Below are 25961 nucleotides of genomic sequence, written 5' to 3'. Positions count from 1 at the left end.
ATTCCAATACTGATGAGTAAATCTAAATTAGAGTACATATGGCTAGATGGTTATAAGCCTACTCAAAACATGAGAAGTAAAACTAAAATTGAAGACGATTTTAGTGGAAAACTAGAAGACTGCCCTATTTGGTCTTTTGATGGTAGTTCTACCAGACAAGCTGAAGGCGGTTCGTCAGACTGTTTACTAAAACCAGTTGCTATTTATCCTGATCCTGCAAGAAAAGATGGATACCTAGTAATGACAGAAGTTTTAAATCCAGATGGCACTCCACATGTATCAAACGGAAGAGCTACTATTGATGATGATGACAACGATTTTTGGTTTGGATTTGAGCAAGAGTATTTTATTATGGATAAGAAAACCCAACTACCTTTAGGGTTTCCTGTTGGTGGTTATCCTGCACCTCAAGGTTTATACTATTGTTCTGTAGGTGGAAGAAATACTCACGGCAGAGCTTTAGTAGAAGAGCATGCCGACCAATGTATTGCTGCTGGGTTAAATTTTGAAGGAATTAATCAGGAAGTTGCTTCTGGTCAGTGGGAGTTTCAATTATTTGCAAAAGGTGCTAAAAAAGCTGGTGACGAAATTTGGGTAGCACGTTATTTATTAGATCGTTTAACTGAAAAATACGGATACTATATTGAGTACCATCCAAAACCGTTAGGTAAAGAAATGGACTGGAATGGTTCTGGTATGCACGCTAACTTCTCTAACACTACATTAAGAACATGTGGCGACAAAGCAACTTACGAGAAAATATGTGAAGCATTTAGACCTGTTGTTAAAGAACACATAGAAGTATATGGAGAGTTTAATGACCAACGTCTAACTGGTGACCATGAGACACAATCAATAGATGAGTTTAGCTACGGAATCTCTGATAGAGGTGCTTCTATTCGTATTCCTATTATTACAGTAGAAAAAGGATGGAAAGGATGGTTAGAGGATCGTAGACCTGCGTCTAATGCAGATCCTTATAAAGTTGCAGGTAGAATTGTAAAGACAGTAAAAAGTGCTAATGTTTAATCAACAGTACTATTTATAAACAAAAAAAAGCTCATAATAAATATGAGCTTTTTTTGTATCCTATTTTAATGCCAAAAAGATAAAAAGCATATAAGCTCCAAATAATAACATTCCTTTATAACGACCAATAATAAATCTTTTTGGAATAAGCATTAGTGGTACCAATATTGCCGCAAAAGCAATCATCCAAAAGATATTAGTTGATAAGATTTCTGGAGTTTCTGGGTTTACATCAATTGGTTTTACTATTGCTGTTAAACCTAAAACTGAAGCAATATTAAAAATATTAGAGCCAATTAAATTACCCAAGGAAATCGCTTTTTCACGTTTTAATGCAGCAATCACAGAAGCTGCCAATTCTGGCACACTGGTACCAATTGCAATAACTGTTACTGAAATAGCATAATCACTAACACCAACTGCTTTAGCAAGATCCTTTGCACCTTGCACTAACCATTCAGAACCAAAATACAGTCCTGCCGCACCAATAAGTAACCAGGTAACGATTTTAAAGTTAGACACCTCAGCTAATGCATCATCTACCTCATCTAAATTTGCTTTAATCGATTTTCGAGAATTTCTAATGAGTATAACCAAAAATACAATTAAGGCTATAAAAAGTATTGCCCCTTCTAATGCTGAAAGCAGTTCATCATTCTTCAAAAAATAATAAAGCACAAACGATACCAACATCATCATTGGCCAATTTAGCCGGTAAAAATCTCGATCTACAGCTAGAGGTGAAATAATTGCTGTAATACCTAAAACCAAACCTATGTTGGCAATATTAGAACCTATTACGTTACCCAATGCAATATCTGTTATACCATCAAAAGCTGCTTGTAAACTCACCAAAAGTTCTGGTGCAGACGTTGCAAAAGACACCACTGTCATACCTATAACAAGCTTAGAGATTTTCAACTTAAAGGATAATCCCACAGAAGCTCTTACCAAAAAATCACCACCAACAACCAATAAAGCTAAGCCAGCTATAACAAGAAATACACTCATCTACAACCCAAATATTTAATTCATGTTTTTAAGAATTGCGAAGATAGTATTTCATTTTCAAAGCAAACAAAAACTAAATTTTTCGTTAAATAACTATTTTCATAGTTGATTAACTATAAAAATAGTTATATTTGAATTCAAATACAATGATTTAATACTTCTAAGATGCAAAAACTCACAAACAAAGAAGAAGAAATAATGCACATTTTATGGAAGCTAGAAAAAGCTTTTGTAAAAGATGTATTGGCAGAAATTGAAACTGATAAACCACACTACAATACTTTATCTACCATAATTAGAAACCTCGAAGAAAAAAGGTATGTGAGTTATAACGCTTATGGAAAAACACATCAGTACTACCCTATTATATCTAAGGAAGATTATAAAAAGCGTTTTATGAATACTGCTATTGAAAACTACTTCAACAGCTCTTATAAAAACGTCGTATCCTTTTTTGCGAAAGAAGAAAAAATTAGCGTTGAAGAATTAAAGGAGATTATTGAAATTATAGAAAGTAAAAAGTAATTATGGAGTATCTATTAAAAGCATCAGCCGTTGTTTGCGTATTCTACATATGTTATCAGCTATTATTAAAGCGAGAAACTTTTTTCAATCATAACCGTTGGTTTTTGTTACTGGGTTTAGTCATTGCATTAATATTTCCCTTAATTGTTATACCAATTAGTATTCCTGTTGAAACTAGTGCATCTTCACAAATCGCATTTCAAGTGAGCGAGGCAACAACCAATAAAGCACCTGTTACAATAGAAGAAACATTTAATTGGATGTCATTACTACCAATTCTATACATCATTGGTTTTAGCGTTTTATTTCTTCAGTTTTTATTTCAGTTTGGGTCACTTATTAGACTACTACTCAAAAACCCAAAAGACAAGGATGGCATTTACACCTATGTTATTGTAAATCACAAAATTTCTCCGTTTTCATTTTTTAAATGGATAGTTTATAATCCAAAAGACTTTAGCAAAGAAGAATTAGAGCTCATTTTAATGCACGAGAAAGTACATGCCAAGCAAAAGCATTCTCTAGATGTTCTTTTTTCTCAATTAGCTTGTGTAATATTTTGGTTTAACCCACTGATTTGGTTTTACAAAAAAGAAGTGCATCAAAACCTTGAATATATTGCAGATAGCGAGACACAGTCTATTTCAAAAAACAAAAAAGCTTATCAGCATTTACTACTAAAAACTAGTATATACCACACGAATATTTCGTTATCAAATAATTTTTATAATTCACAAATCAAAAAACGAATCATTATGTTACACAGATCTAAATCACATCAGAAAAAACAATGGAGATATCTATTAATTCTTCCTCTTTTAGCAGGTTTATTAATGAGTATGAATACCGAAAAAGTATATATAGAAAACGCTTCTACTATTGAAAACTCAAAAGAAATCATTGAGTTTATCATCACCAAAAACACTACAGATAACGAATTAGACAGAATAAAAGAAGACCTAAAAAAAGAAGGACTTACTGTAACATTTAAGCGTATAAAACGAAATAATAATGGTGAAATAAGAGCTATCAAAATTGAAGCAAAATCTAAAAACTCGAGTACTAATTATCAAGTCAGTTCAGACGACGAAGCCATTAAACCTATAAAAATAGTTTTTGACAAAGAAAATAACAGTATATCTATTGGTAAAGGAGATACAATCCATAAATCCCATTCCTATATTATTGAAACGGAAGATGGAGGTAAACACAAAATTCATAAAACCGGTAAAGGAAGTAATGTGTTTGTAATTACAGAAGAACACGAACATGATAATGATAAAGAATACGAGCATGATGCACGCTTTATTATAAAAGAAAAAAATGGTAAAGTAAAAACTATAAAAAAATCAAAGAATATTGAAGTCATTTCAGGTGATGATGAAGAAGTTGAAGTCATAATCGAAAATGAAGGAAACAATGAAGATGAAATCATTATTGTTAATGGTAAGAAAATCAAAACTGCAACGGATAAAGACGTTGAAGTTATTTTAGAAGAGAAAAACAGTAAAAATGTTTGGGTGACAAAAGATGATGATGAACATGAAAGCTACATCATTGAACTCGATGACAGCAAGGGTAACATATTTATTTCAGATGAGAATGGAAGAAATCCTTTATTCATAATTGATGGCAAAGAAGTTACGAAAGAAAAATTTATAAAAATAAATCCCAAAGAGATAGAATCTTTGACTGTTCTTAAAGATAAATCTGCTACTGAACAATATGGAGACAAAGCCAAAGACGGTGTTTTAATAATAAAAACTAAAAAGAACTAAACTAAAATTTCATCAATCAATCAAAACGGAAAAAGCCAAACATCAGTTATTGAGTTTGGCTTTTTCTATTTCATTTATAAAATCTACTATTCTATAATAATCTTTCGGGTTAAAGTTGCCTCATTGTTAGTTAGTTTTACCAAATACAAACCAGAAGCTAAATCTAAATCCACATAACCATCTATAGAGTTATATTGCCTTAATCGTTTACCTTCCACAGAATAGACCTCAACATTTACCACATTAGTTGTGTTTATATATAATCTTCCAGATGTTGGGTTTGGATATAGTGAAACACCTTGTAAAACATTTTCATCCATGCTAAGTGGCTGATCCCAAACATCTCCAACATTATTTCCCCAAATATATTCCACCAAATCGGGTTGATCTATAAATGGGTTTCTATTGAATTGCCATGTGTAAACAACGTTATTTCTGTTCATTTCAAAATCGTCTGGCGGATCGTTTCTATGCCAATCTAATAATGTTGCTAAATCACCTAACTGCCCTGTTGTTGTCGGAAATCCATTTACCACTTCAAGTCCATTATAACGAATTTCCATATACAACACACTTCTAGCCACATCACCTCTAAAACTACCTAATGTTCCGCTTGGACCAATATATTGTCCGTAATGTTGATTGCCACGAGTGCTATTCTCAGCAGCATCAGCAGCACGCAATGCATGTGCATCAGAGTTTCCATGACGCAAAGAGTCTGCTTCCGTTGTCCAAAATACATCAATACCATCTGCGATTTCATCTTCTTCTATATCATCAAAACCGCCTCTAGAACGTGGAAATGTATGCTCTCTATTCCATTTACCAGCATTATTACTTCCTGTTTGTAGGTCTAGCTTTGCTCTACCTTCTTCTGTGTAAAGCAACCAAACTTGATTGCTGTTTGCCGGATTTTGATCCGCTTCCATTAATATGTCGATAACATCTGCATAGGTTTGCGCTCTAACAACATTAGGATCTGCAATAATATCTTGCAATGCTTGTCTCAAAGCCATGTCAGACAAACCATCTAAACTATCATAGTAACCATTTGGTTGTGTACTCTGTACTATTCCCGTTGTTGGGTTTGTAGGTGTTCCCCAAGCCGCAACCGTAAAGTCGTTATCCACTACTCTAACTTCTACAAAGTTATTACCAGGAACTATTGGCTCTTCTAAATCTAAAAACCGAATTCTCATAACCTCGTCACCTTCATCATCAGAGTCATCTGTTAATGTTATAGTTGTGGATGTTGAATTGGTTCCACTTAAAATTGTCAGGTTTGTATTACCCGAAAAATCTGAAGTATTAAAACCAAAATTATTAAGGCTAATTGTAAAGTTTAAATCTGAAGTAACGATTACTTCCGAAGTAAATGTGATATCAAAAGATGAACCTTCATCATATTGTGTTTCAGTAACAGAAATCTGAATAGGATTTATAGCTGTACCAGAACCATCATTTTCGCGTCTTGGTGTTGGCGTTGCAGCCGAATAGGATTCTACTCCCACACCATCCACAAAGCGCTGTATAGATCTTTCTGTTGCATTAGTACCATTATCATTATACTGAACAGTTTCACCCAACAAACCCATAAGCACTGTATCATCCGCATCGTTTGTACCATATACCATAGCATCTATAAGATTCGTTTGAGTGGCTAAAGTACCTTCTGGAAAATCATTAACAGAAGCCTGATAAATTCCAACAGCATCAGCTCCATTCTGGATAACATTTTCTGATATTAATAACTGAGGAAATGGGTATACACCTGCACTCCCAATTACTAATAATCCATTATTATCAGTTTGATAACCATTTAAATCAATTACCATATAACTAGAATCTGCACCACTGGAGGATCCATTAAAAAACACCAAAATATATCCATCGGTAGAAAAATTTGGTGTCTGTGACTTTACCTCAATAAATTCTGCTGTATCTGTACTCGGTGAATCTGGGTCAAGCTCATTGATAACTAAAACCTGACTCCATGTGTTTAAACAAATAAACAATACGAAAATTGTTATTAACTGTTTCATCTATAATTTTTTTCAAAGATAAGAGTAAAAAAGACTATAGATGTTAATTAAAAATTATTTACAAAAACCAACTGAAGAATACTATGATAATTATCAGTAATGAAGAACACTAAAAAGATGAAAACTTAAAAATTGAGCGTTTTTAAGATGAAATGCCTCTACGATTTATAAAACGGATTCAAAAACCCTCTACAAACATGTAATTTTGAAAGGTTAATTAGCGCTTATAGTTTCATTTAATAACTCAATTGAAGATAAGTCACATTTTTTAGTAATATATTTCATTTTTTTAGTTATAAATTTAAATGCAAATTCGTCGATTTTTATAAAAACATTTGGAAGAATATTTGTTGCCGATATATATTGAAAACTCAATCAAGAATTTAAAACAAATAATTAACCTCTAAACCAAAAAATTATGATGACTTTAGCAAAACTGATTATCGATATAATATTTTCGATATTCTAAACCCAACCAATCTATACATCACTGCATTAGCTATGGTGTTCTAAGACAACCAATCTAAAAACATGTAAAACTTAGTTCTAGAATAAGTTTTACTATTTTTATCACTCATTTAACATACAAAAGAGATTTTCACCCTTTTGTAAATCAATAAAAATGAGGACAAATATCTTTAAGGTAATTGCAAAAATTAATAAAGCGATATTTCCAAGTTACTCTAAGAAACAATTAGACCTAAGTAGAGCGAGTAAATTACAACTTGCTATTATAGGTTGGCGTGCATATGTTACCAAAAACGCATTAGACTAAAAAAGACTGCCAATAGGCAGCCTTTTAAAAAACTCAATATAATCTATCGCTCTAGCGGTAAATTCTCTTTTTCAATTTTAGTTTCTTGTTACGGAACCCATAAGGGATTCTACAGGGCCATCTCCCATGTCAATAACGGTATGATCCATTGCGTTTGCTGGCACCATATGAGCCAATGGTTTTAAAGTAAATGGTGCAACACTATTATCTGGGAAAGGTTCTACGGAAATAACTACAGTTCTCCCTTTTAAATCTGTTGGAAATGTTAATCCAACTGGTGCATTTTGTAAATAATCCTCACCTGGATAACCTGGACCATTTCCTGCATCTCCTTTAAATAAAGATGTTGCTGCATTATCATCAGCTGCTTCTGCACTCGTAAAAGTCCCTGTACTTATTGGTGTACCATCAAAAACAACCCAACCTTCATATTTCCAGCCATCAGCCAAAGTTGGTAAACTTAAACCAGCTTCAAGATTTGGCGCATTAGTATTATCCAAAAACCAAACACCACTAGATTCGTTAGTATCATCCATATCTGTAGGAGTTGCAAGAATATACTTTCCGGTTGAAGCTCCTAACGAAGATATAGTACTTCCTGAACCTACAACTATATTGTCAGAGTTTACATTTGCAACATTACCAGAAAAATCTCCAGCTAACAACTTAGTGGCTGCTGGTGCAGGATCTGGGTCCACTGCTGGTTCAATAGACAATACAAATGTTGTTGCATTATCTAATTGTTCAGTATTTACAGGAAATGTTTGTGGGAAAGTAACACTAGTAAAAGTACCTGTACTTACTGGTTGTCCGTTTACAATTATCCAGCCTTCGTAAACATAATCACTTCCTAAAGCTTCTAATCCTTGTAAATTTAGAGTTAAATCTGATGTTGTAGACGTATTATTATCGTCGTCACTACTGCAGGATACTGCAAAAAAACTCAATGCCAGTAATCCTAAAAATGTTTTTTTAATCATCGCTTATTGTTTTTTAAAATATTACAAAGCAAAACTAGAACTCATCTAGGAACTAAAATGTTAGGTAGCTAACAGTTATATTATTTTTATTCATAAACCTGACTAAAGTCATTAAAAGGCAACAACTTAGTTAGTAACTTATAAGGCAAATATTAAAGTCATGATTAAAAGTTTAGAACAAAAACGTTGCTCCGAGATTTTGAGCAATAATTACATAGGCTATTTATCCTACATTAGTGGCAATAGGCCTTATACCGTTCCTATTACTTATTATTACAACGAAGAAGAAGACTATATTATCTGTTATTCTGGTAATGGACATAAAGTAAAGTCCATGCGCAAGCATACACCCATCTCTTTAACTGTTGCGGAAATTTATGGCAACAACAAATGGCAATCTGTAATGGCACATGGTCAATATGCGGAAATTGACGGTGGTACGGCTAAACTTTACCTTCATGAATTTTCTCTTGGCATTAAAAATCTTGTTCTAAAAAAAGAACACAAAGATTTAGATTATATAAGTCAGTTTTCAAGTAAAATTTACAATATGGAAACACCTATTGTATTTCTAATTAAAATTGATGATATGACTGGCAAGATGAAATCTTAATTGTATTAGTAGATACATGACATCACTACCGTATTCTATACTTAAACGTTTTAAAATGAGAAAAAACAAACCTACTGAATAACGTCATTTATTTAAGTATTAAAGTTAATACTATTAACTATTACAGCTTTCTTAATTTACTCCCAAAAAGCCTCAATCTCTTCTAGAGATTTTCCTTTTGTTTCTGGAATAAACTTGTATGTCAAAAAGATGATTACTAAAATGAATGCTATGAATATAAAATATGGCATTGAGCCATTCCAAGGTGCACTGTTGTTGGCTTCACTTTCCATAACCATTGGGAATGTTTGCGACACCAAATAGTTGGCTGCCCATTGTGCTGCAACGGCTACTGACATTGCTACACTTCGTATTTTATTAGGAAACATTTCTGATAATATAACCCAAACTACTGGTCCCATTGACAAGGCAAACGAACCAATAAATATTAAAACACCAATTAAGGACACTAAGCCGACTGCATCTTGTTGTAACGAAACACCTAGTAACAAGAACCCTAATATCATACCAACAGAACCAACATACAATAGTGGTTTTCTTCCATATTTATCGACAGTGTACATGGCTACGAATGTAAATACAAGATTTACAAACGCTAATAGAATTTGTTGAGCCAATACATCTTCTTTACCAAAACCTAAGGCTTTTTCAAAAATATCTGCTCCGTAGTATAATACTGCGTTAATACCTGTAAACTGCTGTAACACTGATAAGGCTGTCCCAATGATAATAATAGCCAAAATAGCTTTTGAGAAATAATTGACCTTTACTTTAGGTTCATCTGATTTAAGTGAAGACTTAATTTCTACTAATTCTTTTTGAGCTTTTTCTTCACCATGTACTTTGCTTAATATATCTAATGCTTGGCTATCTTCGCCTTTAATCGCCAACCATCTTGGGCTTTTTGGAACAAAGAATAACAATGCCAAAAACAATAAACTTGGTACGAGTTCTGACCAAAACATTCGCCTCCATCCAAATTGTAAGTTCTCTGCTTCGGTTAGGCTATTTCCAATAAAATAGGTTGCCAAAAACACCACAAAGAATCCAACTACAATAGCCAATTGATAATAGGTAACCATTTTACCTCTAATGTTGTTTGGTGCAATTTCGGCAATGTACATTGGAGCGTTCATTGAAGCGATTCCGATACCTAAACCTCCAATAATTCTGAATACCACAAGCATTGTTACGGTTTCCGGAAGCATTTCTGGTAATCCTGAACCCCAAGCAGACACAGAAAACAGAACTGCTGAAATAATTAACGACCATTTTCTACCTAATTTTATGCTTAAAGGTCCAGCAATAATTGCACCAACAAAACAACCCAACAAAGCACTCCCAACGACCCAACCCTTTAAAGTTGCATCGAGTTCAAAATACTTACTTAGGTAAAATTGTGCTCCATTAATTACACCTGTATCGTAACCAAATAGCAAACCACCAAGGGCAGAAATTGCGGTAATTAGCAGTAAAAAAGTCTTTTTATTCATTGTTATATAATTAGTTAGTTAGTTTAGCTTCTATTAAAACAGGTAAATGATCTGATGGATATTGCTTATTCCAATTATCACTTAACACTGCATATTTTTTGACTTCAACGTCTTCAGAAACGAAAATATAATCGATTCTTCGTGTTACAGGCTGGTCAAAATGAAACCCATTATATGTGCCTTTAGGACCAAAGTCCAATTCTGAAATTTCTTTGGAATCTTTTAATGTTTTGGTGATTAAGGCAATACTTTCATGATTAGGCTCCATATTAAAATCACCTGTTAAAAACACCGGATAATCTTCTGTATTTAAATGTTTGATTTTACCAAGAATCAATACAGCACTTTTTGAACGCGCCTCTTTACCAACGTGATCAAAATGTGTATTAAACACCCAGAATTTCTCTTTAGTAGTTTTATGCAGAAATAAGGCATAGGTACACACACGATTACAAACTGCATCCCAACCCATACTCACCTTATCAGGTGTTTGCGACAACCAAAATGTCGAAGATTCTACAACTTCTAATTCATCTTTTTTATAAAATATTGCAGAATATTCACCTTCATCTTTACCATCATCTCTACCAACACCAATAAAACTGTAGTCCGTCAATAAACTATCTAAATCTTTCATTTGATTTGGCATAGCTTCTTGTACACCTAAAACATCTGGCTCGTAAAACTTGATTTGATTAATAAAGAAAGGCTTGCGGTTTGTCCAACTGTTTTTACCTTCTATTGGGTAATCTAATTTTATGTTGTAGCTCATTATTTTCAGGTCTTGAGATGAGACCGACAATGAGATTAAAACAACTAAAAGTGTTATAAAATTTTTCATCTTTACTCTACAAAAATAGTTTCAGTTTGTTTAGAAATACCATTTTCATTAAAAGCTTCAATGGTAAAATAATACGGTGTATCTCTATCTAAGCAGCGCATAAAATGCGAATTAGTATCATAAACTTGCCAAGATTGGTACAATTTTTCTGGCGCAATTCCCCAACGGATGTTATACCCTTGTGCGCCTTCAACTTTATCCCAAGAAAATGAAATATCTCTACGGTCTTTTTCACGATTAATGTTGAAGTTAGACACCTTGTTTGGTGCTTCACCTAAACCTAATCCAAAGACTCTAACCTCTGACATCGCGAAGTTATTTCCAGGTACTTTGATGTTATTATATCTAACGTATTTTGCTTTTACAGGTTTATCTAAAACAAGATAGGCATTTGGCACATCAATATCACTTTTACTTCTATCTACAACGGTTTTCCAATTTTTACCATCTTGTGAAGTTTCAATAGTAAATTGATGTTTTAATCCTTCAACACGTGTGTAAATTCCTGATTCGTGATCGTGATAATTTAGTTGAATAGCGTGTACGGTTCCTTCATTTAACAATTCGATTGTAATCCATTGTTTATCGTCATTAGCTTCGGCAACCCAAAATGTTTTTGGGTTTTCGTCGGTTAAGACTTTTGAAGTTATTTGTCCTTCAGCATTGGTTTCTGTTGGTATTTCTTTGACTTCAACTTCATCATCATTAGACGTAAATTTCATTATTTGTTGAAGTGAAGACGAAACAGTTACATTGCCTTTATAGGATAATAACATCCAACCGTTATGTTGTCCAGCTTTTGTTGGATGATTTGGTCCAAAACGTGGATAATCGCCGTACGATGTGTTGCTGTACATTAAACCATCTTCGTCAAAATAGGTCGGAAACATACATAAACGACGTTCCCATTGCGCGTTAGATGCCAACGCCATCGTTGCAAAATGCCAGTATTGACCGTTGGTTTGCTTTACTGTAATACCGTGTCCTGCACCATTGGTAAATCCACCAGGTTTAAAACTCATCGGGTTATTTTTCATATACGTGAAAGCTCCAAGTGGTGAATCGCCAACATACACACCATCTGCATAGACATTAAATTGTGTACCAGGTGCAGCGTATTGCAAGTAATATTTCCCGTTGTGCTTGGTCATTGAAGCACCTTCCATATAACCTTCTTTTAAAGTTGGATGAAAGTTATTTTCGCCAAAACGTTCCCAACCGTGCTTTTCTTCATCTAAATTTATTAATTCTTCTCTAACACCAGTTTCCAGAAAACGGTCGTCTTTATTCAGCATTTTCACACGAATAGGATGCACGTTAGAACTTCCCCAATATAAATACGATTTGCCGTCATCATCAATAAATAACTCAGAATCTTGTATGTTATTTGAAATAGATGCTGTTGGTGTCCATAACCCTTTTTTAGGATCGTTGGTATATAAAATACTTCCGTAACCAGCAGGATCGCCAGCAAAATAAACTAAAGAATCTTTGTAGTTGAACGCTGTTGGCGCATTGCTACCTTCAAAAAACCATTGTTGCGGTTTAATGAATTTCCAATTGACTAAATCTTTAGAATGCCAATATCCAAACGATCGCGTGACGAACATATAATATTCGCCTTTAAACTCAATAACCGCTGGATCTGCACCAGAGCGATATGATATGTTTCTACTAGAATTATAAACCATATAAGTGTAGTCTATATCTAGCGGATTGATGTAGGTTTGTGTGGTATCTATTGGTATTGTTTCAGTTTTATTATCTTCTGAAACAATAGTATTTTCTTTCTTTTGCTTACAAGATACCATTGTTATAATTACGAATGCGAGTTGTATGCTGTGTTTTAATTTCATTTCAGTGATGATGATATTTTGAACCTGTATTACCTCTTAGTTTTTCGAATTGTTTGTAAGCATTGTCTACACGTTGCTTTGGTGCTTTTTCAAATTCTTTCTCGGTAACCTTATATTGTTGTTGTAATTCGGCTAAACGTATTCTTAGTTTGGCTTCAATCTCGACGTAATTTTCGTCATCGATAAGATTAGTTAACTCTTTTGGGTCGGTTTGTAAATCGTATAATTCCCACTCATCTATATCGTCGTACACGTGAATTAATTTATAACGATTGGTACGTACACCATACATCTTTTTAACCATATGGAATGCTGGATAATCGTAATAATGGTAGTAAACAGCATCTCTAAAATCTTTGTCGTTTTCAGTGCCATCTAATAAACCTGCAAAGGATTTTCCTTGCATATCACTAGGAATATCAACATCTGCAAAATCTAAAAATGTTTCGGCAAAGTCGAGGTTTTGGGTTAAGCCTTCAACAACAGTTCCTGATTTAATTTTTTCTGGATATTGGATTAATAATGGCATTTTTAAAGATTCTTCATACATAAAACGCTTATCAAACCATCCTTTTTCACCTAGATAAAATCCTTGGTCTGATGTGTACACAACAATGGTGTTTTCGGTTAAACCGTTAGTATCTAAATAATCTAAAATCTTTCCAATACCTTCGTCTACCGAAGCTATCGTTGATAAATATTCTTGCAGATAGCGTTGTCCTTTCCATTCGGCTAGTGCTTTACCTGATAAATCAGCATCGTGAAATGCATCATTTTTTGGTTGGTAGGCTTTATCCCAAGCAGCTCGTTGCTCTGGTGTCATACGTTCAAAATCTGTTTTCCAAGGATTCCAAGCTAATTCTGGACTACCTTTTTCCTTGGTCATTTTAAGGTCGTGACCTTCGTACATATCACGATAAATGGTTTGCAATTGCTCTTTTGAAGCTGTAGAATTTTCGTGCTTTATAAAATACGTATCAGGTAACGGAAATTGCACCGAATCATACTTATTAACGTGACGTAATGCTGGCATCCAATTACGATGTGGCGCTTTGTGATGCACCATTAAAAAGAAAGGCTGGTCACTGTTTTTCTTTTCATCTATGTAATCAATTGCGTAATCTGTAATTAAGTCAGTTGCATAACCCTTAACCACAGTAGTATCTGGTAACTTGGTCGTCCAATGCGCAGTGGTATCAATATGTTTTTTGTTGATGTGAACCGTATCTTGAATCTTAATAAACTGCGGATTGTAATAGTTACCTTGGTCGTTTAAAATATTCCAGTGGTCAAAGCCTTCAGGATAACCGTGTAGGTGCCATTTTCCTACAATCGCTGTGTTGTAACCTGCTTCCTTAAGCAATTTTGGAAGCGTTTGTTGAGAGCCATCAAAACGCTCACCATTCATTCTAAATCCATTAATATGACTATGTTTTCCTGTTAAAACTACAGCACGACTTGGTCCGCAAATAGAATTGGTACAAAAATTATTTTTGAAAATCGCACCATTTTTTGCCAATCTATCAATGTTTGGTGTTGGTGCCAATTGCCCAATAGGATGACCATACGCGCTAATGGCTTGCGCTGCGTGGTCGTCTGCCATTATGTAAATGATGTTTGGTCGTTTTGAGTTTCCGGCTACATCAGTATTGACAGCTTCTGACTTGTTTTCTTTGCAAGACTGAAGCATCAATAATGAGGCTAATATGAGAGAAATGTATCGCATTACTTTTTCGTTTTTATAATTTTTGTTTGAACGATTTCATCATTAAGCACTGTACGTTCAAAAAAGTTGAACACAATATCTAATTCTTCATAAGGAATTCTAGAAATTTCGTGACGCGCTTCTTTGACAATATTGAAATAGAAAGACGTGTCAAATTCCTCTAATTTATCGGCAATAATTTTAGAACCATCTAGCATTATATAACCATCTTTTGTTGGTGCACAATAATGGTGTGGTGCATTTCCATAAGGTACCAGTTGGTCTTTTGTTCCGTGGTATAACACAGTTGGCACAGCATTTTCTGGCGTCATATAACTTGCGTCAACAATAGCACCAGCGCACGAAAAAGCACCTGCGAATTTTACATTGCTGTAATCTTCGGCATCATCCAAAAAATACTCGCGCATAAAAACCGCATTTAGAATACCCTCAGCACCAGCACTACTACCACCAGCAATGATTTTTGTGGTATCGATTTGAAGCTCATTAGCGTGCTCTACAACATATTTTGCAGCGTCCATATAATCAATAGCAGCTTGTTTAAATGTTTCTAGCTTTTCGTCTTTACTACAATCGCAACCAAAACCTGTTGTTGTGCCTTTTCTTAGCAAACGGTACGAAATAGAAATACCAATGTAATTCTGCTCTTTGGCAGCATATTTTACTAGATTTTCGTCATCTATGTAATCTCTCCTTCCTATTGCAAATCCACCACCGTGCATCCAAAGCAACACAGGTAAGGTATCTGTTTTTTTGATGTTTTCTGGTGTGTAAACATCTAGTTTTAATGTGTCTGTTCCTTTTATGGAATAAGTGTAAGTGGCTTTGCTTTGTGCCGAAATAAAAAAGCCTATCAGTAAGATTAATGATGTTAGTATGTTTTTCATATTAAATTATGTTTGTCAGGTTGAGCGCAGTCGAAATCTCTTAAAACACTTCGACTGCGCTCAGTGTGACAGTATCAGTCTAGTTTTTCTATTAAAATACCGCTAATAACTGGCAAACCTTCAATAGCGTTGAGTTTTAAAGTTAATCCTTTTTTTGTTTGAATACTTGCCTGAATAATTACACCATATTTTTCTGGATAAGCTTGGGCTAAATTCAATCGTTTTTCAATTAATGTGTCGTTAATATATACATCGAAAATGCGCTGTTTTTTAGTGCTTTCTGAAGTTTCTTCTGAAAGGTTATAAATGTTTTCAGTTGGCTTAATTTGTGGCTCTACGAAGTATAATTTTACGTTGTAATTGCCTTCAGGAACATCAAATTGGTATTCTGTACAACCTTCTAATAAGGTTTGAAATAACGGTTCTGCATCTGTGTTTTTAATATTATGTGGCAGACCTTGATTTTTATCTTTGGTCATCCCATAAGCTGAACCATCTTTATATCCAAACCAACCTTTTTTATATTCTTGGTCTGGTACAAATGTGATGTTTTGTGCTTCATCATAAAAGTTGAAATGCGCACCTAAATTAATGCCGAAACGTTTGAAGTTTTTAAAATCAAAAGCTTCAATACGATTGACTTTTATTATTTTTTCTTTGGAAATACTTTTTGTTGAAACTCTAATAGAATTATTACCATTTTTGAAAGGCATTTCTATAGATACTAAGCCATTTTCGACTTTAAAATCGCCTAAGCTTTTACCATTCAAACTGATATTGACTTCATTTTGATTGGAATAGATTTGAATAGGAAAAATTTGCTCTTTAAACAAAGTCAATTCCTTTAAATAATCTGTTGCGATATGTATGAATGGTTTTTTATCATCTAAAACCGATTTGTACCAATAGTAAATGTCTTTTGGTGTTCGGTCGTATTGCACCAGTCCTTTTTGGTTAATGTGCGGAATGGCATCTCCACGAAATTCTGAGCCAAAATCGGCAAAATTCCAAGCTGTCATTCCTGTCATAAATGGTCTTTCAGTAATCTGTTTGTAATACGATTCATGTAGTTTTGCTTGATAATTGGTAGAGAAATCGAATTTTTTAGGTCTTTTGGTAAAAATCCTAACGTCTGCACCAGGACCATATTCTGACAACAATAATGAGCGTTTTGGATAACGTTGATGCTGCTTGTCTAAGAATTTGCCTAAATCTTCAATCTGAGCATCGTACCAACCAAAGTATAGATTCCAACCAAATAACATTGGTAAATCTGCGATACCAGTGTCGTTATAGACTTCGTTTAAATGACCAGCCATAACTGTAATATGATTTGATGCCAGTTTTCGGGTTAAATCTTCTAGCTGATTGGCAAGTTTTAAAGTTGTTGTTTTTAGCGCTTCCTTTTCCTCTTCAGTAGATTTTCTATCGAATGCTAAACGCAGGAAAATTTCATTCATATAACCAAACATTACTACACTTGGATAGTTGTAATATTGCTTGATGTGCTCGTTTTGCATTGTATTTGAGACCTCAAAAAATGCTTCGGAATCTGTGACTTTATTCACTATAGGAATTTCCGTCCAAACTAAAATTCCGAGTTCGTCACAAAGTTTGTATAGTTCTCTAGAATGTGGATAATGTGCAAACCGTATCACATTTGCACCCATATTTTTAATGAGATGAATATCTTGTTTTTGCAGTTCTATTGGCACTGCATTCCCGTAATCTTTAAAGTCTTGATGACGATTAACACCAACTAATTTTATTGGTTTACCATTTAGGAAAAAGCCTTTTTCAGGATCTACAGTGGTCCAACGAAAGCCTAAATTAGATTGTTTTTGGTCTAAAACCGTTCCGTTTTTATCACTTAAGGTTAGTTGTAATTTGTACAAATACGGATGGTCTGGCGACCATAAATTAGGATTCTTTATTTCTGAATAGTTTACTGTAACAGTTTTGGTTTCATCAGCTTTTAATTTTAATCCTTGATGGTCTTCTCTAATGATATTTCCTTCAGCATCAAAAATTTTCACATCTAAATGCGCAGTGGTTTTTTTATCAAAATTATCAATCAACACGTCTACTTTTACACCAGCTTTTTCGTTGGAAACATTATAGTAATTGACATAGAATCCATCAGACGCAAAATCCTTTAAACTAAAATGTTGTTTTGGGACTTTTATCAATTCCACATCACGATAAATACCACCATAAAAGGTGAAATCTGCATCTAATGGTGGAATATTTTCATTATGTGAATTATCGACTTCAACTTCAATTAAATTATAAGTATCAAGGTTTAAAATCGACGTAATTTCAACATTAAATGCTGTATAACCACCTTTGTGATTGGTTGCTTTTTTTCCGTTAATAAAAACGGTTGCTTCTTGATTTACAGCATTAAATTTTAAATAAAAAATCTGGTCTTTATCTTCAGATGATATAAAGATTTGCTTTTTGTAATAACCCAATCCACGACGGTAACCAGACTCATCATCAAACGCATCTTTATCATTCCAAGTATGTGGAATATCTACGGTTTGCCAATGCGTTTTATCTTCAGAAAACTGCCAACCAGAGTTAATGAGTTTTGATTGGGAACGACATAAAAAAGGGAAAGCCACACACAAAACTAAGCTTAGTAAAAACATCTTATGATTGATGTGCGGCATATTTAGCTATTAATCTAAAAGGTTAAATGAATTCTTAAACTCAACATCTGAATTTGTACCAATAGCTATCTGGAATTCTCCTGGCTCTGCAACAAAATCTAAATTAGAGTTGTAGAATTTTAAATCTTCAACCGAAATCGTAAAGCTTACAGTTTTTGTTTCGCCCTTCTTTATAAATACTTTTTGAAACCCTTTAAGCTCTTTTACTGGTCTTGTGACTGTACCAACAAGATCTCTTATGTACAATTGCGCTACTTCTTTTCCGTCGTAATCTCCAGTATTTGTTATATCTACAGACACATTAATTGTATCGTTATTAGTTATTGAAGTTTTATCTAGTTTTACGTCACTGTATTCAAAAGTGGTGTAGCTTAAACCATAACCAAATGGATACAATGGCTCATTACGAACATCTAGATAGTTGGTTTTGAATTTTTCAAACTTACCTTCCTTGTTTCCTAATGGACGACCAGTGTTTTTATGGTTGTAGAATAATGGCAGCTGACCAACATTTCTTGGGAATGTTGCAGTAAGCTTACCCGAAGGATTAACATCGCCAAACAATACATCTGCAATGGATAAACCAGCTTCACTTCCTAGGAACCAAACATTAAGAATGGCAGGAACTGTTTCGTTTTCTTCAACTAAGGTTAATGGCCTTCCTGTAAATAATACTAGTACTACAGGTTTGCCTGTTTTTAATAAAGCTTGAAGTAAGTCTCTTTGCACTTGCGGAATACCCAAATCTGTACGACTGCTACTTTCTCCACTGAATTCAGAAGATTCTCCAATGGTTGCCACCACAACATCAGCTTTTTTGGCAATCGCTAAAGCTTCATCTAACATTTGTTTGTCAGTTCTGCCATCTCTCGGAATATCTTTTCCGAACATTGTAGCTCGTTTTTCTAACTCTAAATCATAATCTAGATTGCTACCTTTAGCATACAATAGATTAACATCGTTACCAACAGTTTGCTGTAACCCATCCCAAACCGAAATAGCGTTGCTATGATCTGACGATACAGACCAAGTTCCTGGCATATTGTTAGCTGCTTTTGCCAATGGTCCAATAACTGCGACTGTTCCAGATTTTTTTAAAGGCAGAACTTGGTTGTCATTTTTAAGTAGCACAGTAGATTCTGCACCAACTAGACGAGCGTAATCTCTATTTTCTTGAGTTAGTGTCTCCTTTTTTGCCCTTTCTTCACTGCAATATTTGTAAGGATCTTCAAATAAACCTAATTGATATTTTGCTGTAAGTATCCTACCTACTGCTCTATCAATATCTTCCATTGATATTTTTCCTTGGTCTAAAGCACCTTTTAAATGTTTTATATAAGCTGCATCTATATGAGGTGAATCACCAGCCATATCCATATCTAAACCTGCAATTAAAGCTAATGACGTTACGTCAAATTCACCACCCATTCCATGCTCCATCATTTCGTAAATACCTGTGTAATCAGAAACCACAAAACCGTTGAAACCCCAATCATCGCGTAACAAATCGGTTAATAACCACTTGTTTCCTGTTGCAGGAACACCATCAATTTCGTTAAATGAAGCCATTACAGATCCAACTCCTTCATCAACAGCAGCTTTGTAAGGTGGTAGATACTCGTTGTACATACGAATACGGCTCATATCAACAGTATTATAATCTCTACCTGCTTCTGCGGCTCCATATAGCGCAAAATGCTTAACACAAGACATTAATGTATTGTTTGCAGACAGATCATCTTGTTGGTAACCACGAACCATTGCACGAGCAACTTCACTACCTAAGTAAGGGTCTTCACCGCTTCCTTCAGAAATTCTTCCCCAACGAGGATCGCGAGAGATATCTACCATTGGCGAAAACGTCCAGTTAATACCATTAGCACTAGCTTCTGTTGCAGCTATTTGAGCTGTTTTTTCTATCATTTCCATATCCCAAGACGCTGATAAACCTAATGGTATTGGAAACGTGGTTTTAAAACCGTGAATAACATCCATTCCGAAAATAAGGGGAATACCTAATCGGCTTTTTTCTACTGCTATTTTCTGAACTTCATATATGTTTTTTGAATCTTTAATATTGAAAAGTCCACCAATTCTTCCGTCTTCAATCTTTTTTACAACATCAGTACTTTTTGAAGCACCTGTTGTGATTGGACCTGTGGCAGGAAGATTTAACTGACCTAATTTTTCATCTAAAGTCATTAAACCTATGATTGAATCTACCTTTTCTTGATATGGGTTATCTCCTTTTGAACTTGAAGCAGATTTATTCTCTGTATTGGTACTACAAGAGAACGCGGTAATAACTCCAAGTACAATTGCTACGGATTTTATTTTTTTAGTTAGTTTAAGTTTTGTCATTTTATTTTTTTGATTTAGAGAAAAGCCATTTTAATAATTCCGGTTCTGCAAACGTAGAATCCCAACTATTGTGATTATCGTCTGCATATAATGTAAAGTTTGGTTTTCCACCATATTTTAAAATAGCACTAACCATTTCTAAAGAAAGTTGCGGATCTACCACATCATCTTTAGCTCCGTGAAATACCCAAACATCAATTTTATCAGCATATTCTTTAGCAGACTCTGGATCGCCTCCACCACATATAGCAAAAGCTGCCGCAAACATTTCTGGTCGCCTATAAAGAATTTCAAAAGTTCCCATTCCACCCATAGATAAACCTCCTACATATATTTTTTCTTTCTTTACAAATGGTTTTTCAGAAAATTCATCCATTAAATCCAATACTAATCCCATTGATGTAGTTGGGCCAGTTTCATATTTAAAATTCAGTCCTATTGGGTTTGTTGATCTATCTACGTCCACTTTAGACCAATAATCACTTTTGGGACATTGTGGAAAGATTACAATAGCAGGAAATGCTCCTCTATTGGTTTGGTCTGCGAACATTTTACTACCGTGAACAAGTTGCTTTTTATTATCCTCTCCACGCTCTCCCGCTCCGTGAAGAAACAAAACAACAGGATATTGTTCATCTTCAGAAAAATTTTCTGGATACATTATACGATATTGTAACGTATCGTTTTCTTTAATGTGAATTTTTTCTTTGTACAAATCCTCTTGAGCATTAGCCAAAGTAATGAAAGCTAATAAGCAAAGGGTTAGTGTGTTTTTAAATAGTTTCATCTTAATATTTTAATACGTAAATCCTAAGGCGTCCAAACCATTTTGAACATCTTCATTTTGCATAAATAAATTCCATAACAATCCTGTACGATAGTTTTCTATCATAATAATTTGTGGGCCTTGGTCTATTGCCAAATAACGTTCGGTCACCCAATCGTACTGTGGACTAAACGCATCATAAAAACCTGCAGGACCCATTAAATCATTTTCATAGAAAAAGTGCATTGCTGCCAATGATTTTTCTGGTGTATATGGTATTGAGCTTACTGCTGCTGTTGGTGAAATTACTCCAGTATCATTTTCTGGGTCGTGGGCAGAATAACCTACAGAACCATCAGAATTTCTGGTATAACTCGCTGTTAATCCCCAACAATCTGGTCCATAACTCACATAATTCTCTGGATTGCTTACGCAATATTGATAATTAATATTAGTATGATTAGTATTTAAATCCCAATAATTAGCATATTGATCTGAAAGGTTTGAAGGGTCTAAACCTAAATACGAATAATGTGCCCAAAATAAAGGTCCAGTGCCTGTACCTGCGTGATCTAAAATTAAAGGAATATTATATTGAGTGGCTGTTGATACTATATTTCCATTGCTAGCCCAACCTTGTTGATACGCTTCTGTAGGTATTGCATAATCTGGCGACGCAGCACCCAGAATAAATGCAATTAGAGTTTCATTATAACCTTTTAACTCTAGGTTAATCGCAAAACCATTACTTGGACTCCAATGCCATAGTAATTTGTTTTGTCCATTAGTATACCAATTCCATTCTACTCCTTTCCAAAGCATATCTGCTTGGGCTGCCAAGGCATCTTCATCGGTTGATCCTCCTTCAAAATATTCTTTTACACAAATGAGTCCTTGTACCAAAAATGCTGTTTCAACCAAATCACCACCATTATCTAAAGTACTGAAAGGTATTACTGCTCCTGTGCCACCATTTAACCAATGCGGCCAAGCTCCGTGAAAACGATCTGCTCCTTCAAAGAAATTTAATATTTGTGTTAACCTTGCCACACCTTCTGCTCTGGTGATATATCCACGCTCAATACCAACTAAAATTGCCATTAATCCGAATCCGCTTCCACCAGCCGTTACGACATTTTGGCTATTTGACGGATCGTTTGGATGATATCTTTCTCTTGCTGCACCTGAATTAGTTTCGGCATAATCCCAGAAGTATTTGAAAGTTTCTTGTTGTGTTAAGTCCATCATCTCAGTATCTGATAACGGGATAAAAGGATCATCATCACCAGGACTATACGGTTCTTGATAACCTGGACCATTATCTTTTCCACAACTCAAGATTAATAACAATAATATGGCGAAACTAAGTTTCTTCATTTTTAATTCTTTTAATAATTGAATCCAAGCTTATCTAAGCCTGCTTGAACATCTTTGTTTTGCATAAATAATTTCCAAAACAAACCTGTTCTGTAATTTTCTATCATAACTGGTATTGGTCCTTGGTCTATAGCCAAGTATCTTGGTAAATACCAATTATATTCTAAGCTAAAAGCATCATAAGGTCCGTACTTACCTACCAAGCTATCGTGATTTCTGTATATATTTTCTAAAACATTCATACTAGCTTTTGGTGTGTAAGGAAATGATGATAATGCAGCTGTAGGCGAAACAACACTTAGGTCGTCGCCTGGTCTGTGACCAGCGTAACCTTTCATAGAATAACTTGAGGTAAAGCCCCAAAGACTATCTCCATAGCCTTTAAAATTTTTAGGGTTATCAATTGCATATTTATAATGAATCTTAGCATGATTTTGAGTTAATTTCCAATAATCCGCATATTGGTCTGATAAGCCTTTTGGGTTTAGACCTAGGTACGAATAATGTGCCCAAAATAGAGGACCAATTGGCGCATCACCATGTTCGTAATAATCTAAAACCAGCTCTTCATCATAATAAGATTTATCTGAGACAATTTCACCATCTCTTGCCCAACCTTTTTCATAAACTTCTTTTGATATTGAATGTGTAGGTGATGCAGCTGCTAACACATACATTATTAAGCATTCATTATAACCACCAACTGGAAAATTCATTTCCCATTGGTATTCTGGCGACCAGTGCCAATACAATACATCTTCACCTCCCTTAGTGTACCAATCCCATTCTACTTCTCTCCATAATTGGTCTATTTTGGCAACTAATTCTTTTTCTTGTGCGTTTCCTTCTTTAAAATACTCAGCAACGGTTAGTAGACCTTGAATCAAAAACGCTGTTTCTACTAAATCTCCTCCATTATCTTTTTTACCAAAGGGATACATTTTACCTGTTTCTCCATCTATCCAATGGGACCAAGCACCGTGAAAACGATCTGCTTTTTCAAGAAAGTTTACAATTCTCTCATATCTTTTAAAAGCTTGCTCTCTTGTAATCCAATCATGCTCTACACCAACTAAAATGGCCATTAGTCCAAAACCACTTCCACCTGTTGTTACTGTATTTTTTGGCGAAGTTGGATACACATCATCCATATGTAAACGCTCTCTTGCCAAACCTGAGTTAGGTTCTGCTCCTTCCCAAAAGTAATTGAAGGTTTGATACTGAATTGTATCTAACAATTCTTTATTAGTAAGATTGGTATAATCATTACTTTTTGTTTTAGAATTATATGCTAAATCTTGCTCTCCTTTTTGGTCATTAGATTTACAGCATACAAAAGTGCAAAGAGTGACTATCAGAAAAAGGCTTTTTTGTAAATTTTTCATTCAAACACAGTATAAGAATTAGCGGCATTTTAGAAAAATGCCGCTAAAAGATTGAAATAAGGATATTTTTAAAATTTAGACTTAAACCAATTAATTAAAATATGAAATTTAAAGCATATCCTGTATTTCTGCTTCTGTTAAAGCAACATTGTATAATCTTAATTCATCAAAAGCACTTAAATCCGATAAATGATTCCAGTAGCTAAATGTTGGTCCACCAGCACCAATCACAATTTCGTTACACCCTGTCCAATCTACACTAGTTGCAAATGTTGAAGATAATTGCTCTACTCCATTAAAATATATTTTACTCTCTGCTGCTGAAACAGTAAGTGCAATATGCACCCATTCTCCTGCAGTTACATCAATTACACCACCATCATTCCAGCTTTCACCACCACCAATTCCAACATTAACCTTTATCCGTTGTTCAGTAGCACTACCTTCCCTGAATAATCTAAATCCCTGAAACCTATCGTCTTCATCATCACCAACTGTTAAAATACCCGATCTATCTGGTGTAGAATTTACTTTATACCAAAAAGTAGCACTAAAAGAATCTGCACCGAATAATCCATCTATTGGGAATGTTAAATAAGCATCTGTTGCTCCCATATACGCATCTGAGCCTTCATAACTTTCGCCTGCAAAACTTGGCGTACCAACTTCAGTTGCCATAGATAAACTCACTAATTCAGTATAAGAACCATCAAAAGGCATATAGAAAGTCTCGCCATTATAAATAGGCTCATATGGATTAGTTACGTTAATCATATTTTGTACTTCAGCTTGAGAAAGTGTTGTGTTAAATAAACGTAATTCATCCAAGGCACTATCATCAGATAAATGGTTCCAATAATCAAATGTTGGACCACCAGAGCCTATATGGATTTCTGTACAACCTGTCCAATCGATAGCATTAGAAGGTGTGGCCATATTTACAGCAACACCATTAAGATAAATTACTGTTTGAGTTGGAGAAATCGTAAACGCTACGTGTACCCACTCGCCTGCAGCTACATCAATTAATCCGCCATCGTTCCAACTTTCTCCATCACCAGTACCTACGTTTAGTTTTATTCTCTGTTCAGCAGAATTTCCTTCTCTGAATAATCTAAATCCTTGAAATCTATCATCTGCATCATCACCAACCGTTAAAATACCTGATCTATCTGGTGATGCATTAACTTTATACCAAAATGCACCACTCATATTTGAACCAAACATTAAATCGTTGATTGGGAATGTTAAATAAGAATCTTCAGTTGCTTTAAAGGCGTTAGAACCAGCAAATGCCTCACCTGCAAAATCTGGTGTTCCAACCTCACCAGCATCTGCTATAGATAATAATTCTGTATATGTACCATCAAATGGCATATAAAAAACCTCTCCTGGAAAAATTGCTTCATAAGGTGGCGCTTTAGAGAAATTAACTGTGGCACTTGTAGAATTACCCACTAAATCTGTACCAGTGACTGTTAAAACATGATCTCCACTTGTTAAACTATCATAGGTAAACTCTTCGTCAACTATTCTGTAGTCCAAAAAAGAGTCATAAGAGGCTATTTGTACTCCATCTAGTGTTACAGTAACAGAACCAACTTCTATATCGTCTTCAACTCTAAATGAAATATCTACTGGTACTATTAGCTCAAGACCAGTAATTTCAGTTCCTTCTGTAGGATAAATAATATCTACAGTTGGAGCACCTGCATCTGGTCCTGGATCTACTTCTGTAATAGGGTCTATGCCTTCATCACATGATACTGCAAACAGTACCATGAAAATTCCTAAAATTTTTATTATTGTTTTTTTCATAA

19 protein-coding genes are annotated in these 25961 nt (G+C 34.5%); 5 read left to right on the top strand and 14 right to left on the bottom strand.

Annotated features, from left to right (window positions below; genetic code table 11):
- The first annotated feature begins 12 nt into the window (after nucleotides 1-12).
- Nucleotides 13-1029, top strand: coding sequence for a glutamine synthetase beta-grasp domain-containing protein (locus tag ACXAFS_RS12750; RefSeq protein WP_475307393.1), 1017 nt, complete (start codon nucleotides 13-15; stop codon nucleotides 1027-1029).
- A 60-nt stretch (nucleotides 1030-1089) separates the two neighbouring features.
- On the opposite strand, the gene ACXAFS_RS12745 is transcribed toward ACXAFS_RS12750, so the two are convergent.
- Nucleotides 1090-2040, bottom strand: a complete 951-nt coding sequence (locus tag ACXAFS_RS12745; RefSeq protein ID WP_475307391.1) for a calcium/sodium antiporter — start codon at nucleotides 2038-2040, stop codon at nucleotides 1090-1092.
- A gap of 165 nt (nucleotides 2041-2205) precedes the next feature.
- Between ACXAFS_RS12745 and ACXAFS_RS12740 the strand changes: the two genes are divergently transcribed.
- Both ACXAFS_RS12740 and ACXAFS_RS12735 read left to right on the top strand, forming a co-directional pair.
- Nucleotides 2206-2565: a BlaI/MecI/CopY family transcriptional regulator gene (locus ACXAFS_RS12740; RefSeq protein ID WP_475307389.1), complete on the top strand. Its 360-nt coding sequence runs from the start codon at nucleotides 2206-2208 to the stop codon at nucleotides 2563-2565.
- A 2-nt stretch (nucleotides 2566-2567) separates the two neighbouring features.
- On the top strand, nucleotides 2568-4343 hold the full coding sequence (locus ACXAFS_RS12735) for a M56 family metallopeptidase (RefSeq protein WP_475307387.1): 1776 nt from the start codon (nucleotides 2568-2570) through the stop codon (nucleotides 4341-4343).
- An 86-nt stretch (nucleotides 4344-4429) separates the two neighbouring features.
- On the opposite strand, the gene ACXAFS_RS12730 is transcribed toward ACXAFS_RS12735, so the two are convergent.
- The gene (locus tag ACXAFS_RS12730) at nucleotides 4430-6385 is read right to left on the bottom strand and encodes a T9SS type A sorting domain-containing protein (protein WP_475307386.1); all 1956 of its coding nucleotides are present in this window, start codon (nucleotides 6383-6385) and stop codon (nucleotides 4430-4432) included.
- A 622-nt stretch (nucleotides 6386-7007) separates the two neighbouring features.
- On the opposite strand from ACXAFS_RS12730, the gene ACXAFS_RS12725 reads away from it, so the two are divergent.
- Nucleotides 7008-7160 (top strand): SsrA-binding protein, encoded by a 153-nt coding sequence (locus tag ACXAFS_RS12725; protein ID WP_475307385.1) that lies wholly within the window; start codon nucleotides 7008-7010, stop codon nucleotides 7158-7160.
- Nucleotides 7161-7237: 77 nt separating this feature from the next.
- Here ACXAFS_RS12725 and ACXAFS_RS12720 read toward each other — a convergent pair whose 3' ends face one another.
- Nucleotides 7238-8140, bottom strand: coding sequence for an anti-sigma factor (locus ACXAFS_RS12720; protein WP_475307383.1), 903 nt, complete (start codon nucleotides 8138-8140; stop codon nucleotides 7238-7240).
- A 160-nt stretch (nucleotides 8141-8300) separates the two neighbouring features.
- On the opposite strand from ACXAFS_RS12720, the gene ACXAFS_RS12715 reads away from it, so the two are divergent.
- Nucleotides 8301-8753, top strand: a complete 453-nt coding sequence (locus ACXAFS_RS12715) for a pyridoxamine 5'-phosphate oxidase family protein (RefSeq protein ID WP_475307381.1) — start codon at nucleotides 8301-8303, stop codon at nucleotides 8751-8753.
- Nucleotides 8754-8890: 137 nt separating this feature from the next.
- Here ACXAFS_RS12715 and ACXAFS_RS12710 read toward each other — a convergent pair whose 3' ends face one another.
- From ACXAFS_RS12710 to ACXAFS_RS12660, 11 genes are all read right to left on the bottom strand, one after another.
- Nucleotides 8891-10267, bottom strand: a complete 1377-nt coding sequence (locus ACXAFS_RS12710) for a sugar porter family MFS transporter (RefSeq protein ID WP_475307379.1) — start codon at nucleotides 10265-10267, stop codon at nucleotides 8891-8893.
- A 10-nt stretch (nucleotides 10268-10277) separates the two neighbouring features.
- Nucleotides 10278-11108: an endonuclease/exonuclease/phosphatase family protein gene (locus ACXAFS_RS12705; protein ID WP_475307377.1), complete on the bottom strand. Its 831-nt coding sequence runs from the start codon at nucleotides 11106-11108 to the stop codon at nucleotides 10278-10280.
- A gap of 2 nt (nucleotides 11109-11110) precedes the next feature.
- Nucleotides 11111-12964 (bottom strand): family 43 glycosylhydrolase, encoded by a 1854-nt coding sequence (locus ACXAFS_RS12700; protein ID WP_475307376.1) that lies wholly within the window; start codon nucleotides 12962-12964, stop codon nucleotides 11111-11113.
- Between the two features lies 1 nt (nucleotide 12965).
- Nucleotides 12966-14690 carry a sulfatase family protein gene (locus tag ACXAFS_RS12695; RefSeq protein ID WP_475307375.1) on the bottom strand — a complete coding sequence of 575 codons (1725 nt, stop codon included), beginning with the start codon at nucleotides 14688-14690 and terminating at the stop codon, nucleotides 12966-12968.
- Complete coding sequence (locus ACXAFS_RS12690) at nucleotides 14690-15577, bottom strand: alpha/beta hydrolase (RefSeq protein ID WP_475307373.1); 888 nt, start codon at nucleotides 15575-15577, stop codon at nucleotides 14690-14692. Before ACXAFS_RS12690 ends, ACXAFS_RS12695 begins: the two co-directional genes overlap by 1 nt.
- A gap of 74 nt (nucleotides 15578-15651) precedes the next feature.
- On the bottom strand, nucleotides 15652-18252 hold the full coding sequence (locus tag ACXAFS_RS12685; RefSeq protein ID WP_475307371.1) for a glycoside hydrolase family 2 TIM barrel-domain containing protein: 2601 nt from the start codon (nucleotides 18250-18252) through the stop codon (nucleotides 15652-15654).
- Nucleotides 18253-18261: 9 nt separating this feature from the next.
- Nucleotides 18262-20613, bottom strand: coding sequence for a beta-glucosidase BglX (gene bglX / locus ACXAFS_RS12680; RefSeq protein ID WP_475307370.1), 2352 nt, complete (start codon nucleotides 20611-20613; stop codon nucleotides 18262-18264).
- A gap of 1 nt (nucleotide 20614) precedes the next feature.
- On the bottom strand, nucleotides 20615-21400 hold the full coding sequence (locus ACXAFS_RS12675) for a carboxylesterase family protein (RefSeq protein ID WP_475307368.1): 786 nt from the start codon (nucleotides 21398-21400) through the stop codon (nucleotides 20615-20617).
- A gap of 9 nt (nucleotides 21401-21409) precedes the next feature.
- Nucleotides 21410-22756, bottom strand: a complete 1347-nt coding sequence (locus ACXAFS_RS12670) for a glucoamylase family protein (RefSeq protein ID WP_475307367.1) — start codon at nucleotides 22754-22756, stop codon at nucleotides 21410-21412.
- 11 nt (nucleotides 22757-22767) lie between these two features.
- Nucleotides 22768-24141 carry a glucoamylase family protein gene (locus ACXAFS_RS12665; RefSeq protein ID WP_475307366.1) on the bottom strand — a complete coding sequence of 458 codons (1374 nt, stop codon included), beginning with the start codon at nucleotides 24139-24141 and terminating at the stop codon, nucleotides 22768-22770.
- 108 nt (nucleotides 24142-24249) lie between these two features.
- Nucleotides 24250-25959: a LamG-like jellyroll fold domain-containing protein gene (locus ACXAFS_RS12660; RefSeq protein WP_475307364.1), complete on the bottom strand. Its 1710-nt coding sequence runs from the start codon at nucleotides 25957-25959 to the stop codon at nucleotides 24250-24252.
- Between the last annotated feature and the right edge of the window lie 2 nt (nucleotides 25960-25961).

The sequence above is a fragment of the Winogradskyella sp. ABM4_392 genome, assembly GCF_056160445.1.
This window is presented reverse-complemented; position numbering and strand designations above follow the sequence as displayed.

What these genes read in the sequence shown, in the direction of transcription:
- ACXAFS_RS12750 (WP_475307393.1), top strand. Translation starts at nt 13, where the DNA reads ATGAGTAAATCTAAATTAGAGTACATATGGCTAGATGGTTATAAGCCT.
- ACXAFS_RS12745 (WP_475307391.1), bottom strand. Translation starts at nt 2,040, where the DNA reads ATGAGTGTATTTCTTGTTATAGCTGGCTTAGCTTTATTGGTTGTTGGT.
- ACXAFS_RS12740 (WP_475307389.1), top strand. Translation starts at nt 2,206, where the DNA reads ATGCAAAAACTCACAAACAAAGAAGAAGAAATAATGCACATTTTATGG.
- ACXAFS_RS12735 (WP_475307387.1), top strand. Translation starts at nt 2,568, where the DNA reads ATGGAGTATCTATTAAAAGCATCAGCCGTTGTTTGCGTATTCTACATA.
- ACXAFS_RS12730 (WP_475307386.1), bottom strand. Translation starts at nt 6,385, where the DNA reads ATGAAACAGTTAATAACAATTTTCGTATTGTTTATTTGTTTAAACACA.
- ACXAFS_RS12725 (WP_475307385.1), top strand. Translation starts at nt 7,008, where the DNA reads ATGAGGACAAATATCTTTAAGGTAATTGCAAAAATTAATAAAGCGATA.
- ACXAFS_RS12720 (WP_475307383.1), bottom strand. Translation starts at nt 8,140, where the DNA reads ATGATTAAAAAAACATTTTTAGGATTACTGGCATTGAGTTTTTTTGCA.
- ACXAFS_RS12715 (WP_475307381.1), top strand. Translation starts at nt 8,301, where the DNA reads ATGATTAAAAGTTTAGAACAAAAACGTTGCTCCGAGATTTTGAGCAAT.
- ACXAFS_RS12710 (WP_475307379.1), bottom strand. Translation starts at nt 10,267, where the DNA reads ATGAATAAAAAGACTTTTTTACTGCTAATTACCGCAATTTCTGCCCTT.
- ACXAFS_RS12705 (WP_475307377.1), bottom strand. Translation starts at nt 11,108, where the DNA reads ATGAAAAATTTTATAACACTTTTAGTTGTTTTAATCTCATTGTCGGTC.
- ACXAFS_RS12700 (WP_475307376.1), bottom strand. Translation starts at nt 12,964, where the DNA reads ATGAAATTAAAACACAGCATACAACTCGCATTCGTAATTATAACAATG.
- ACXAFS_RS12695 (WP_475307375.1), bottom strand. Translation starts at nt 14,690, where the DNA reads ATGCGATACATTTCTCTCATATTAGCCTCATTATTGATGCTTCAGTCT.
- ACXAFS_RS12690 (WP_475307373.1), bottom strand. Translation starts at nt 15,577, where the DNA reads ATGAAAAACATACTAACATCATTAATCTTACTGATAGGCTTTTTTATT.
- ACXAFS_RS12685 (WP_475307371.1), bottom strand. Translation starts at nt 18,252, where the DNA reads ATGCCGCACATCAATCATAAGATGTTTTTACTAAGCTTAGTTTTGTGT.
- bglX (WP_475307370.1), bottom strand. Translation starts at nt 20,613, where the DNA reads ATGACAAAACTTAAACTAACTAAAAAAATAAAATCCGTAGCAATTGTA.
- ACXAFS_RS12675 (WP_475307368.1), bottom strand. Translation starts at nt 21,400, where the DNA reads ATGAAACTATTTAAAAACACACTAACCCTTTGCTTATTAGCTTTCATT.
- ACXAFS_RS12670 (WP_475307367.1), bottom strand. Translation starts at nt 22,756, where the DNA reads ATGAAGAAACTTAGTTTCGCCATATTATTGTTATTAATCTTGAGTTGT.
- ACXAFS_RS12665 (WP_475307366.1), bottom strand. Translation starts at nt 24,141, where the DNA reads ATGAAAAATTTACAAAAAAGCCTTTTTCTGATAGTCACTCTTTGCACT.
- ACXAFS_RS12660 (WP_475307364.1), bottom strand. Translation starts at nt 25,959, where the DNA reads ATGAAAAAAACAATAATAAAAATTTTAGGAATTTTCATGGTACTGTTT.